Genomic DNA, 12,762 nt, shown 5'->3' on the forward strand with positions numbered 1-12,762 from the left:
TTGTTCATATAGTCATAATCTTTTAATGAAATTTAAAAAGAGTTAGTTTTCTTTATAAATCGCTTAATAAATAAAATAACAATGTTGAGCGTTTTAGTTGTTATAGATTTTTTAAATTGCCTTTATGGCGTAACAACAACTTCAAACAAATAAATTATAAGATACTGTTTTTTATGCTTAAAGCTTCCATTGGAGGCTAAGCGTGCTCTCTTGAGCGTTTTGTAACCAATTTTAATATTCAGAATAGGTAATTAAAATGATTAGCTATGCCAGTTCTCTCGGCTTGGTGGCATATTTAATTAAACGGTTTAAGTCATGGGAATGTAAGATATACATGAATCATGTCCGTTTGATAATTTGTAACACAATTATTGTTATCAGTTTTATTTTTTCAAAAGTGTCATATTCAGAAGAAGTCTTAACAATCCCTATGGACCTCTCTAAATGGACATATGAGGGAAATAAATTCAAATGCAACTTGTTGCAATTAAATAATGACTATGGGAAGTTTTATTTCCTAGCGGAACCTAATAATAAATTCTATTTTATTTCCGATATAGAATATGAAAACAATAAATGGAAAACGATTGCTTTAACAACTCAAAATGCTCCTTGGAGTAATGAGCTTTATAGAAAATAATTTGGCTCCCTTGAATTTACTAAGCCGTCTCAGCGTTTCATCTTTAATAAAGGCGCTGAAGAATTCATGGATTCAATTGCTTCGGGTAGTTGGGTGACGCTGTCACTTAAAGGAAGTAATGCTTCCTCTGTTTCAGAGATTGTGATTCCTACTCTTCAAATTCAAAACGCATTGAAATCATTTAATGCGTGTCGCGCGCGATTGCCTAAATTGTCTTTTTCAGAGGCAAGGGATATGGCGCTCTCATTTGAGTTTGGTCAGAAGACGTTAAGTCGTGGACAGAAAGCAACACTAGAAGCGCTGTATAGCTATGTATCTGTGGATGATCGAGTGACCAAAATCCTCATCGACGGTCACACCGATAACGTTGGTTCAAGTTTAACGAACCTTTCTGTGTCACGTACTCGAGCAGAGCAAGTCACCAACGCTTTGATTGAGCTTGGGGTCGACGAGTCGATGATCGAAACACGAGCTCATGGTTCGCGTTACCCAATTGCCAGCAATAACTCGGTTAATGGCCAAGCAAAAAACCGACGTGTCACCCTGCGTTTAGTGAGGGACAACGAGTATACGGCTACGAAACACCACCCAGATCTACAATCACAAAATCAACAAACGAAAGTTAAGGTTCAATGATGACGAAAACGAAAATTTTGTTGGTTGAGCCAAATGAAGCTCTTGCTCAACCAGTATTGGATGTGTTGCAAAATGCAGGTTACACCGCGAAACACACTCGTACTGGTCGAGGCGCTTTGCTTGAAGAGCGAGCAGAAATCACTTTAGTGAGCTCTACGCTGCCGGATATGTGTGTTCGTGAGTTTGTCGCGTGTCACCAAAAGCAGCGAAATTCGGGTGTTGTTATTGCGATTGTCGACCAAGAACAAGGCATCTTGGCTGCTGAGACGATGAAAGCGGGCGCTACTGATTATCTATTACGCCCATTTGAATCTAATCAGTTGGTTAATCTGCTTAAACGTGTTGAAGCGTTAGGTAAGCCAATGGCCAACATTGTTGCGGAGTCTTGGAGAAGCAAACAAGTTCTGCAATTAGCGCATCGTGCAGCATGTACTAACGCGAGTGTGCTTATTACAGGTGAATCGGGAACGGGTAAAGAAGTGCTGGCGCGATATGTGCATGAGCACTCTCCGCGTATCAATGGTCCATTTGTGGCGGTTAACTGTGCCGCCATTCCAGAGTCAATGTTAGAGGCTGTGCTATTCGGTCATGTAAAAGGCGCGTTCACCGGAGCGACAAATTCTCAAAGCGGTAAGTTTGAAGAAGCAAATGGCGGGACGATTCTGCTTGACGAGATTGGTGAAATGTCACCTGCGGTTCAAGCTAAATTGTTACGCGTCCTTCAAGAGCGTGAAGTAGAACGTGTTGGTAGCCATAAAGCCGTTCAGCTCGATATTCGTGTTATTGCGGCAACCAACAAAGACTTACGTGAGGAAGTTCAAAAAGGCACGTTCCGTGAAGATCTTTATTATCGATTAGATGTGCTGCCTCTGCACTGGCCGCCTTTGCGTGAAAGAAAAGAGGACATTCTACCGATTAGCCAATTCTTTATTGAAAAGTATCAAGATAGCAGCCGCTGTCACCTATCCCAAGATGCGATTAGTGCGCTGAGTCAGTATCACTGGCCGGGCAATATTCGTGAGTTGGAAAATGTCATTCAACGCGCTTTGGTCATGCGTCATGGTGATTACATTACAGCCCATGACCTGATGCTGCCTATTGAGCTTGTCGCGTCAGTTCCTACAGCAGAGCCAACTTCAAGTTTTGGTCATGTAGAAGCGAAGAAGCAAGCTGAATATCAGTTTATTTTGGAAAAGTTACGTCAGTTTGGTGGAAACCGAACGAAAACCGCAAACGCGCTTGGAGTCTCTACTCGAGCGCTACGCTACAAGCTCGCAGCAATGCGAGAACATGGTATTGATTTACAGTCGGCACTAGGCTCGGCTGCCTAATAGGAGAAAAAATAGATGGCAAGTCAACCTACTCATGCGGTCTCGGCAGAGCAACTTATGTTGTCAAAAATGCAGGCGATGCAGGCACAAGTGCAGCCGCCAGAGTTTATCGTGAGTGCAAATCCTTTAGATCAACAATCACTAAACGCACCTTTATCGTTCTCACAAGCGATGACAAATGTGTTGGATACAGTGAATCAACATCAATCAGTGGCTAGTCAAAAAATGACGGCCGTAGAAACAGGAAAAAGTGATGACCTAGTTGGTGCAATGGTCGCGAGCCAAAAAGCCAGCTTGTCCTTTAATGCTTTGATGCAAGTGCGCAACAAAGTCGTGACCTCATTTGAAGATATTATGAAGATGCCGGTGTAATTCATGTCAGAACTAACCCCCCAAGTCGCCGGAAACACAGCTATGGCTACCGGCACAGCACAGACATTTTCTACTGCCAACGGCATGGACGATGTGACAACGAAGCTGAAGCAAATCTGGTCTAGCAGTCAGAGAAACTTAGTGCTATCTGCGGTGTTAGCTGCGATTGTTGCAGCGATTATTGTGGTTGCACTATGGAGTTCCTCACAGAGCTTTCGTCCGCTATATAGCCAACAAGAGCGTTTTGATATCGGCGAAATTGTGTCGGTATTAGAAAGCGAAGGCGTAAGCTACCGCATGCAAGAGCAAAATGGACAAGTTCTTGTACCAGAAGGTGAGGTTGCGAAGGTGCGCATGTTGCTTGCATCAAAAGGTGTTAAAGCTAAGCTGCCGACAGGTTTGGATTCGCTCAAGGAAGATAGCTCTCTTGGTACGAGCCAATTTATGGAAACGGCGCGTTATCGTCATGGTTTAGAAGGTGAGTTAGTACGTACTATCATGTCTTTGAACTCAGTAGCGAACGCGCGTGTTCATTTAGCAATACCTCGTCAAACTCTATTCGTCCGCCAAAACAGTGAGAATCCTTCAGCATCTGTCATGCTTGAGCTCAAACCTGGTGAAGACTTAAAGCCTGAACAAGTTGAAGCGATCATTAACCTAGTGGTTGGCAGTGTCACGGCAATGAAGCCAGAATTTGTTTCTGTCATTGACCAGTACGGCCGTCTTCTTAGTGCAGATGTCGCTTCTGCGGAAGCTGGTAAAGTAAATGCGAAATATCTTGAATACCAGAAGAGTGTTGAAAAACAGATCATCCAACGCGCAGCAGATATGCTTACGCCGATTGTGGGGCCGAGTAACTTCCGAGTACAAGTCGCTGCCGATCTGGACTTTAGCCAAGTTGAAGAAACACAAGAAATTTTGGATAACGCGCCGGTTGTGCGTAATGAGCACACCATTCATAACAACTCGGTTGATCAAATTGCGTTGGGTGTTCCAGGTTCTCTAAGTAACCAACCGCCAGTGACAGGATCTGGTGAAGTGGAAACGAACGACAGCCAAAACACGAATGCGCGATCTGAAGTGAATCGTCAATATGCTGTAGGTAGTAGTGTTCGTCGTACTCAATACCAACAAGGCCAAATAGAAAAGCTTAGTGTCTCGGTTCTGTTGAACTCGAAAGCTTCGCCAGATGGTGTGGCGTGGAGTGAAGCCGATAAAGAGCAAATCTCAAACATGATCATGGATGCTGTTGGTATCTCTGCCACACGAGGTGACAGCTTAAGTTTAATGAGTTTCAACTTTACCCCAATTGAAATTGATGCTCCTCCTGCACTGCCGTGGTGGCAAGACCCTACAGTACAGCAGCCAATACGCTACGTTATTGGTGGCTTGTTAGGCTTGGCGATGATCTTCTTCGTACTGCGTCCATTAATCATGCACCTAACTGGCGTTGATAAACCTGTGCCTGAGCTAAATTTTGCTGAGCCTCAGGAAGAGCCTGACTACGAAAACTTGCAAACGCGTGAAGAGCGCGAGCATGAAGAAGTACTTGATCGCCGCCTATCTGAAAAAGGCATCTCAGCCTCTTCAGGTTTAGATGTAAACAGCGACATGCTACCACCAGCAGGTTCGCCATTAGAAATTCAATTGAAACACCTACAGCTTATTGCTAATGAAGAGCCAGAGCGCGTAGCCGAAATACTGAAACAATGGGTAAACATCAATGAACACAGTTCTATCAAAGCAGACGCTTAGTTATGTTGAACAAACCGCGCTCGTGCTATTAGGCATGGGCGAGGATGCCGCAGCGAAGGTTTTGCAACACTTTAGCCGTGATGAAACCCAGCGTGTGACTCGTGCAATGGCGAAGTTAAATGGCATTAAGAGCGATTCTGCTCGTGGTGTTATTCAAACTTTCTTTGAAGATTTCCGTGAGCACAGCGGTATTCGAGGAGCCTCTAAGGAATACCTATCTAATACATTGCGTAAAGCGTTGGGTAACGATTTGGCAAAAGGGTTATTGAATACGTTATATGGCGATGAAATTCGCAACAATATGCAGCGCTTACAGTGGGTGGAAGCAGAAACTCTCGCTCGTTTCATTGTGAACGAGCACCCACAAATGCAAGCAATTTTTCTAGCGTATTTGCCAGCGGACAGCTCTTCAGCGGTATTGAAGCACTTGCCACAAGATTACCATGACGAAATTTTGTTCCGTATTGCTCAATTGCAAGATATCGATCATCAAGTTGCCGTTGATTTGCATGAACTCGTTGAGCGTTGCATCGAAAAAGTATCCGCGAGTCAAAGCACGCCGTTATCAGGTGTTAAGCAAGCAGCAGATATCATTAACCGCTTTGAAGGTGACCGTGGTTCATTGATGGAAATGCTGAAGTTGCATGATGAAGATGTTGTTAATGCAATCGAAGAAAACATGTTCGACTTTATGGTTCTTGGCCGACAACGCGAAGAAACCATGGACATGTTGGTGCAGCAGATTCCGCTAGAGTTGTGGGCAGTCGCGCTAAAAGGTTCCGATATTACCTTACAACAAGCTATTAAGCGTTCAATGCCGCAACGTATGGTGAAAGCGCTAGAAGATGACATGGACGCACGCGGCGCTGTTGCGTTAAGTCGAGTTCAAAAAGCACGTCAAGACATCATGCAAATGGTACGTGAGCTGGATGAATCTGGTGAAGTTCAGCTGCTTCTCTATGAAGAGCCAACGGTGGAGTAAGGTCATGCTAGAGACAAAATCAAGTACTATGCGATTGCCTCCGAGCGGGTATCGTTTACACCGTTTTCCTCCTTTAGCGCAACCTAAGACTATCGAAGACGAATTCGGGCTAGATAACCAAGGCTGGCAAGAACCTCAAATAGATATCCAACAGCAACTTGAAGAAGGTTTTCAACAAGGTTTGCAACAAGGACATGAGGAAGGCTTACGCCAAGGTATCGAACAGGGCAAGCAACAAGGTCTGTTGGAAGGCCAAAAAGAAGGTTTCCAAAAAGGCTTTGTTTCCGGTGAGCAGTCTGGAAAGCAAGGCTTTTTGGAGGCGGCGAAGCCTGTCAATGAACTTTTTCACGCCCTTTCTCGTTGGCAAGATGAAAAAGAACAGCAACAACGCCATATGATTTGTGAACTGGTACAAAAGGTAGCTCAGCAAGTGATTCGTGCCGAGCTCACTTTAATGCCTCAGCAGATCCTAGCTTTGGTGGACGAGACATTGTCTGCCATGCCTGGTAAAGCGGAAACAGTAACTGTGCATTTAAATCCGCAAGATTTAGAGCGCATTACTCACATCAATGCTGATTTGCCGCAATCTTGGAAACTGGTCCCTAATACGGAGCTTCCTATTGGTGGCTGTCAGTTAGTGACTGATGACGCAGAAGCGGATGCGAGCTGCGACTCTCGTTTGGAAGCCTGTATGGACAATGTAAAGCAACACCTTTTGGATGAAGTCAGTATTCCACAGGTAGAGTCTGAGCATGAGTAATACCCTAAGCCATGAACTATTAAGTGAGCGTTTGAGCGAAGCCTTGGCTTCGCTCGATTCAATCCCTGTTGCTCGCGTAACAGGGCGATTGATAAAAGTAAACGGCTTAATGTTACAAGCCGTAGGGTGTCGGTTTAAGCTTGAGCAGCGTTGTCTCGTAGAAACCGCGGAAGGCGATATGATCGAAGCGCAAGTTGTGGGCTTTGAACACACTATTGCTTACCTCATGCCTATCCGCCGTTTAGGTGGTCTGTTTGCAGGTGCAAAAGTCATCCCTCTTGATGGTGACAGTACCGTACAGCTAAGCTCTCAGTGGTTAGGACGCGTACTGAATGGTTTAGGTGAGCCGTTAGATGACGGGGCACCGCTTAAGGGGGGTGATCGAGTTTCACTTGAACCAAAACCGATTAACCCACTGAAGCGACGCCCAGTTGATACGCCACTCAACGTAGGCGTGCGAGCGATTAATGGACTATTGACGGTAGGCAAAGGCCAACGTATTGGTTTGATGGCTGGCAGTGGCGTCGGTAAAAGTGTGTTAATGGGGATGATCACCAAAAACACGGAGGCCGATGTAATTGTGGTCGGGCTTATCGGTGAGCGAGGCAGAGAAGTACGTGAGTTCATCGAGAGAAACTTAACCCCAGAAGCGCGCAAGAAAGCGATCATTATCGCGGCTCCTGCTGATGAATCCCCGCTAATGAGGTTAAGAGCGACACTACTTTGTCATCGCGTTTCAGAGTATTTCCGAGACCAAGGCAAAGACGTTCTACTTCTGATGGACTCTCTAACCCGATACGCCATGGCACAGCGCGAAATCGCTCTTTCGCTCGGTGAGCCTCCAGCTTCTCGTGGTTATCCGCCCTCAGTCTTCAGCGTGTTACCTCAACTATTAGAGCGAGCGGGTAACAGTGAAAATCAACATGGTAGCTTAACGGCAATTTACACCGTATTGGCAGAAGGGGACGACCAACAAGATCCTGTCGTGGATTCCGCGCGCGCCATCTTAGATGGGCATGTCGTTTTATCGCGTCAACTGGCTGAGCAAGGGCATTATCCCGCGATAGATATCAACGCGTCTATTAGCCGTTGTATGAATACTTGTACGCAGGCCGCACACAGCACGATTGCGAATAACTTCCGTCAAATGTACTCCAACTACCTTCAGGTTAAAGAGTTACTGCCATTAGGGGGTTATCAACCAGGACAAGATCCTGAGTTAGATCAATCTGTTGCTATGTATCCAAATTTGCGTGCATATCTACAACAAGCTGCCAACGAGTCTGTAGATTACCCAACCAGTTTGACCGAGCTCGCGCAGCTTTTTCAAAGTGCTTAATCAAATGGGAGTGACAAGGCTGAAATGAAATCCAAGTTAAAAGCCGTAGGCAAGTTACAGCAAATGGAAGAAAAACAGCGTGACCGTGTGGGTCAACAACTTGATGCCATGCGTCAGCGTCACTCCCATCTTTCAATGCAATTGGAACAGTTGTCGGCGTTGAAAGGCCACGCTGGACAATCAACCCGAACCGGCCCGACGCTGACGAGCGCGGCTTTGATGAACTTTAATCGTGTTGACCAAATGCTACAAAGAATGCTTCGTCACCACGAGCAAGAGCAAGCCGTTATGCAAGCGGAATGTGCATCTGTACAGAAAACGCTAGAACACAAGCACGCACGCGTTCAAGGGTTAGAAAAAGTGCTTGAACGTTGGCGTACTAAGCAGAACTATGAAAAAGCGAAAAAAGAGCAAAAGATGATTGAAGACATCATTAACTCTCGCGTTAAGCGCAAGATATTATGATGTCTTGTTGACGCTACTAGGAGCGCGAATAATTTCTGCGGTGTCTTAACCAACCAAACCAGCCTCCAAGCATGATCAACCCTGATCCGAGAGCACCGCCGCCACTGCTGCCGTTGTTACCAAAGCCAGATGTGTTGGTATCGACAGGCTCAAAGCCAGAGTCCCCTTCGCTATGATAATCTTCCGAACTTGCTAAGAGGGCGTTATAACTGGTTTTTACACCTGAGCTGGTTTGGGTCTCAATCCATGTTGCATAGTTCAAAATCTCGGTAAACACACTTGGAATCGCAGCGGATTCGCAAACTGAAGAACCGTAGCTCACAATGCCAATTTGCTGATACATGCCATTATTGTCTTGATAGGTGAGAGGACCGCCTGAGTCACCACGACAGATGCCAGTGTAGCTTCGTTCAGGAAATCCATTCGCACATAAACTTTCCTGAGCGTTAAACCCTGTTACCAACGAAGCGCATTGGGTGTCGGTAAGGGGTTTTACTTCTGCCCAGCGTAAATAGTTAGGGGGGCTTTCATCATTGGTTGAGGTCTGACCTAAACCGAATATCTGATAAACTGACTTGCTGCTGTAGTCTCCAAAGTCTTGCGGTAAAGTGATGGATTGGACGTTATCGGTGATAGGTCTAGTCAATTCAAGGACAGCGATGTCATTAATCCATAAATCGCTAGGCACATAATCAGGATGAATCGTGATAGAGCGAACATCTTTGAATTCTTCAACAAACACGTCATTCATCGTAGGGTTTTTGACTAGCACTCGTAGATCGTTGATTGTCCAGCCATCAGTAAAAACGCTTGGTTCTACGCAGTGGGCCGCAGTTAAAATGAAGCGGTCGTTTACAATGGTTCCCCCACAAATATTGGCAAACTGATTAGCGCCAGTTTTATGTAGAATAAGACGTGCAAAAAAAGGAAGTTGGTTTTGGGTAGCCTGCTGACCCCCAATAATTGCCGTGGAGATCCCTTGTTCTGAAAGGCGGTTATCATTTTCTACTTCAGCGGTCGTACTCAAAGATACTGCAAAACAGAGTGCGCTTAGCCATATTTGATACTGCTTCATAAACCATCCTTGGATGAAAAGTGCTCTTCTAACTTTATACTAGTTTTTCAGTGAATGTGCTTAACAAAAGTTTCTAATAGTTGAATGATTGTTGTAGCCAAGATCGCAACAGATGAAACGATTCAAGCTTTAGCTTGTGTGGCGGGCATACAAAGTAAAGCTGTTGATGAGGATTAATGACGGGTTCACCCAGCTCGATTAGCTGACCATATTTGATGTCATCCTTCACAAACAAGCGATGAGTGACCAATAACCCCAAACGACGAGTTGTGGCCTGGACGGCTTGTATCGACATGTTAAAAGTGATTGGTTTTTTATTTTTAGGTCGCTGGATACCCGTCGCGTCCTGCCACACGTTCCAGTCGTTTTTTCTTCGCTCGTTAGTAACTTCAATGATGGGATACTGCTTTAAGAGTTGAGTGATGTTTGAGTCCTTTGTCGTCGCTAACAATTCAGGGCTGCACACCAAAACCAGTTCATCTTCACTGAGCTTTTCGCAGTAGTAATCCTGCCATTCTTCGGGATTTCCATGCACCAAGGCCGCGTCGATACCTTCTTGTTCTAAATTGAATCTGCCAGACAGGTTTGATAAACGAACGTCTAATTGAGGAGCAAACCCTTGTAAATCTGACATTCGAGGAATCCACCAGTGAAGAGCCAATGAATTCACCATATTGAGCGTAACACGCTGCAAGTTCTGATCTTGGATGAGTGCTTCCGTTGCATCGACAATTTGCTCTAAAGCGGGTGCCACCTTCCTGTAATACTTTTTACCGTCCGCGTTGAGTTGAACTTGTCTGCCTATGCGATCAAATAGAGGCTTGTTGACTTGACTCTCCAGCGATTTAATTGCCTGACTTACGGCTGAGTGGCTCACACTTAATATCTGTGCTGCTTCTGTCATGCTGCCAGACTCAGCTACTGCAACAAATGCGTAGATGGACTTTAAGGGGACTAGTTTCCGCATAATTTAAAAACCGTAGCTGGTGATAGATAAGTTAAACTGTAAGTTTTTCTTACATCAATGGTTAATATTACTCGCTATTTACGATAAGTGATGTCTTTTAAAATACTCCATATATTAAGGAGTATTGAATGAATGCTGTAAATAAATCTATCCTTTTCATGTTAATGTCTACGTTAAGCTTATCTGTTACTGGACTGTTAGCAAAGCAGTTGTCAGGCGAACTTTCCGTCACACTATTTAGCTTCTTACGTTTTTTGGTGCCTGCGCTTATCTTGCTTATCTTACTTCGTGTGAAAAACCTTACCTTTCCTAAAGCGGGCACGCTAAAGCCTATTTTATTGCGTGCTCTTTGTATCGGTTTGTCACAACTTTGCTTTATCGCGTCATTACAAACGTTAACGCTCGTTGAAGGGGTTGTGTTGTTTGCTACTGGCCCATTATTTATTCCCTTGGTCGAAAAGCTGTTCATGAGGGGGCGCATTCGTGTTTCAACATTGGCGGCTTTAGCAATGGCGTTCACTGGTGTGGTTATGTTGGCGGGCGGTGGAAGTGGGATTACATGGCGAGCGGATTTATTGCTCGGCTTGGCTGGTGGACTCTTCAATTCTGGTTCTCAGCTTACGTTATATAAAGTGAGTAAAACAAATATGTCGCCGCTAGAAATCAACTTTTGGGCGTTTGGTTTTGCTGCCGTATTTCTGTTGCCGCTAACTTTGTTTAACGACTTCGACGTGTTACTTAATATGAGTGTTATGGCGCCTGAGATTTCTTCAAATACGCTGTGTATCGGTATGATGTCTCTGATGATCATTAACACCCAAGTTTTTCGCTCCAAAGCATATAAACTGGCAAGCAGTGGCTCTCAACTTGCGCCACTCATTTTTACTAACTTATTGTTCACTGCGGTTTGGCAGAGCCTGTTTTTTGAAGACCGAATGAGTCGAAGTCAAATTATTGGGATGAGTTTAATAGTGCTCGCGATCATACTGAACACATGTTGGGTTCGCTTTACGGCGCATCGCAGTGGCGGTTTACAAGCGAGAACTTCCTAGTCTGTCGGAAAATGAAGGGGGCAGGTAGATAAATTGGTCGTGTGGTTTGATTTTTCCTGAGTATGGGCTAGCGTCAAGAAAGGTTCAGGGAGAGAAATCATGCTTACGCTAAATTATTACGTCGAAATTTCGGCGACACCGCAACGAGTGTGGGAAGTGCTAACCGATGTTGAGTTGTATAAACGTTGGGCACAAGCCTTTTCACCGCAGTCTCAATTTGAAGGAGCTTGGGAAGAAGGAGGTGGCATCACTTTTTTTGATCCAGATATGGGCGGGACAACGGCGATCATAGATACGGTGCTACCGCTTCAAAAACTTGAATTTCATCATGTTGCCATTTTTAATCCGGATAATCGTCAACAACTCGATGCTGACCTAGCATCTAGGTGGATCGGATCGCGAGAGATCTACCAGATCGATACCAACAACGATCGTTTACTACTCAATGTTACCATTCATACTCACAACGACTTTGTTTCTATGTTTAATCACGGATGGGAAAAAGCCTTACCCTTGATAAAAGCCATTAGTGAAGAGCAAGCTTAGGGTTCTTGCTTATCTTGGGCTGACGATGCGTTGCCTGAAGGTATACAATAGCACGCAAGATAGCTCACCTAAGAGAGTGGATGATGGAATTTAAAGTTGATACCCATACACATACGTACGCCAGTGGTCACGCGTACAGTACCTTGCTTGAAAATGCAAAGTTGGCAAAAGAGAACGGGCTGGATATGTTCTGCACGACCGATCACGCAGAATCAATGCCGGGTGCGCCTCATTACTGGTTTTTCTCTAACCAGAAAATTCTGCCTCGCTTTCTTGAAGGCGTTGCGATTATTCGTGGCGTTGAATCTAACATTATGAATACCGAAGGCGACATTGATATTCCACTGAGTGTGGACCGCAACTTAGATTGGGTGATCGCGAGTTTTCATGAACCCGTTTTTCGTCCTGCAAACAAGCAAACTCACACGGAAGCACTTGTTAATGTCATTCAGAGTGGCCGTATTGATGCGCTCGGTCATCTTGGTAATCCAAATTTCGACTTTGATTTTCAGACCGTTTTAGCGTGCGCGAAAGAGCACAATGTCGCGATTGAAATTAACAACACCACTCTGAAGGGCAATAGCCGAGTAGGCAGCGTAGACCGTTGCCACGAGATTGCACAAATCGGGAAAGATCTCGGTGTTTTCTTCACCACGGGCAGTGACGCGCACTTCTGTCACGATGTTGGTAATCTGGAGTTGGTTGGAGAGTTAATGGACAAAGTGGGTATTGATAGCAAGAAAGTGATTACTCACACCGCTCAGCAGTTTTTGTCTTTCTTAGCTTTGAGAGGCCGTAAACCAATTGCAGAATATGACAGCATTCTCAACGCATAAACTTGA

12 protein-coding genes and 1 pseudogene are annotated in these 12,762 nt (G+C 44.9%); 11 read left to right on the forward strand and 2 right to left on the reverse strand.

The features are described from left to right. The first annotated feature begins 256 nt into the window (after positions 1–256). The 8 genes and pseudogenes from R8O11_RS08185 to fliJ all read left to right on the forward strand — a co-directional run bounded on the left by R8O11_RS08185 (position 257) and on the right by fliJ (position 8,280). Positions 257–1,276: pseudogene (locus R8O11_RS08185) on the forward strand (OmpA family protein). Further along, entirely contained in the window at positions 1,276–2,607 is a 1,332-nt protein-coding gene (locus R8O11_RS08190; RefSeq protein WP_031778880.1) for a sigma-54 interaction domain-containing protein, read from the forward strand. The pseudogene R8O11_RS08185 and the gene R8O11_RS08190 overlap by 1 nt, the downstream one beginning before the upstream one ends. A 15-nt stretch (positions 2,608–2,622) precedes the next feature. Further along, entirely contained in the window at positions 2,623–2,979 is a 357-nt protein-coding gene (fliE, locus tag R8O11_RS08195; RefSeq protein WP_005375045.1) for a flagellar hook-basal body complex protein FliE, read from the forward strand. Between the two features lie 3 nt (positions 2,980–2,982). Beyond that, complete coding sequence (gene fliF, locus R8O11_RS08200) at positions 2,983–4,734, forward strand: flagellar basal-body MS-ring/collar protein FliF (RefSeq protein ID WP_005384024.1); 1,752 nt, start codon at positions 2,983–2,985, stop codon at positions 4,732–4,734. After that, the gene (locus R8O11_RS08205) at positions 4,703–5,716 is read left to right on the forward strand and encodes a flagellar motor switch protein FliG (protein WP_005375048.1); all 1,014 of its coding nucleotides are present in this window, start codon (positions 4,703–4,705) and stop codon (positions 5,714–5,716) included. The genes fliF and R8O11_RS08205 overlap by 32 nt, the downstream gene beginning before the upstream one ends. A gap of 4 nt (positions 5,717–5,720) precedes the next feature. Continuing rightward, positions 5,721–6,476, forward strand: coding sequence for a flagellar assembly protein FliH (fliH, locus tag R8O11_RS08210; RefSeq protein WP_005375050.1), 756 nt, complete (start codon positions 5,721–5,723; stop codon positions 6,474–6,476). Continuing rightward, on the forward strand, positions 6,469–7,815 hold the full coding sequence (gene fliI / locus R8O11_RS08215) for a flagellar protein export ATPase FliI (protein WP_053307936.1): 1,347 nt from the start codon (positions 6,469–6,471) through the stop codon (positions 7,813–7,815). The genes fliH and fliI overlap by 8 nt, the downstream gene beginning before the upstream one ends. Positions 7,816–7,839: 24 nt before the next feature. After that, the gene (fliJ, locus tag R8O11_RS08220) at positions 7,840–8,280 is read left to right on the forward strand and encodes a flagellar export protein FliJ (RefSeq protein WP_005384016.1); all 441 of its coding nucleotides are present in this window, start codon (positions 7,840–7,842) and stop codon (positions 8,278–8,280) included. 16 nt (positions 8,281–8,296) lie between these two features. Here fliJ and R8O11_RS08225 read toward each other — a convergent pair whose 3' ends face one another. Next, positions 8,297–9,355, reverse strand: a complete 1,059-nt coding sequence (locus R8O11_RS08225; protein WP_025768593.1) for a S1 family peptidase — start codon at positions 9,353–9,355, stop codon at positions 8,297–8,299. A gap of 73 nt (positions 9,356–9,428) precedes the next feature. Continuing rightward, positions 9,429–10,322 (reverse strand): LysR substrate-binding domain-containing protein, encoded by an 894-nt coding sequence (locus tag R8O11_RS08230; protein WP_005375063.1) that lies wholly within the window; start codon positions 10,320–10,322, stop codon positions 9,429–9,431. 128 nt (positions 10,323–10,450) lie between these two features. On the opposite strand from R8O11_RS08230, the gene R8O11_RS08235 reads away from it, so the two are divergent. From R8O11_RS08235 to R8O11_RS08245, 3 genes are all read left to right on the forward strand, one after another. Beyond that, complete coding sequence (locus R8O11_RS08235; RefSeq protein ID WP_176311335.1) at positions 10,451–11,374, forward strand: DMT family transporter; 924 nt, start codon at positions 10,451–10,453, stop codon at positions 11,372–11,374. A 99-nt stretch (positions 11,375–11,473) separates the two neighbouring features. After that, entirely contained in the window at positions 11,474–11,920 is a 447-nt protein-coding gene (locus R8O11_RS08240; RefSeq protein WP_053303872.1) for an SRPBCC family protein, read from the forward strand. Between the two features lie 83 nt (positions 11,921–12,003). Further along, entirely contained in the window at positions 12,004–12,756 is a 753-nt protein-coding gene (locus R8O11_RS08245; RefSeq protein ID WP_170960403.1) for a phosphatase, read from the forward strand. Positions 12,757–12,762: the final 6 nt, after the last annotated feature.

The sequence above is a fragment of the Vibrio sp. 1288 genome (assembly GCF_033344475.1).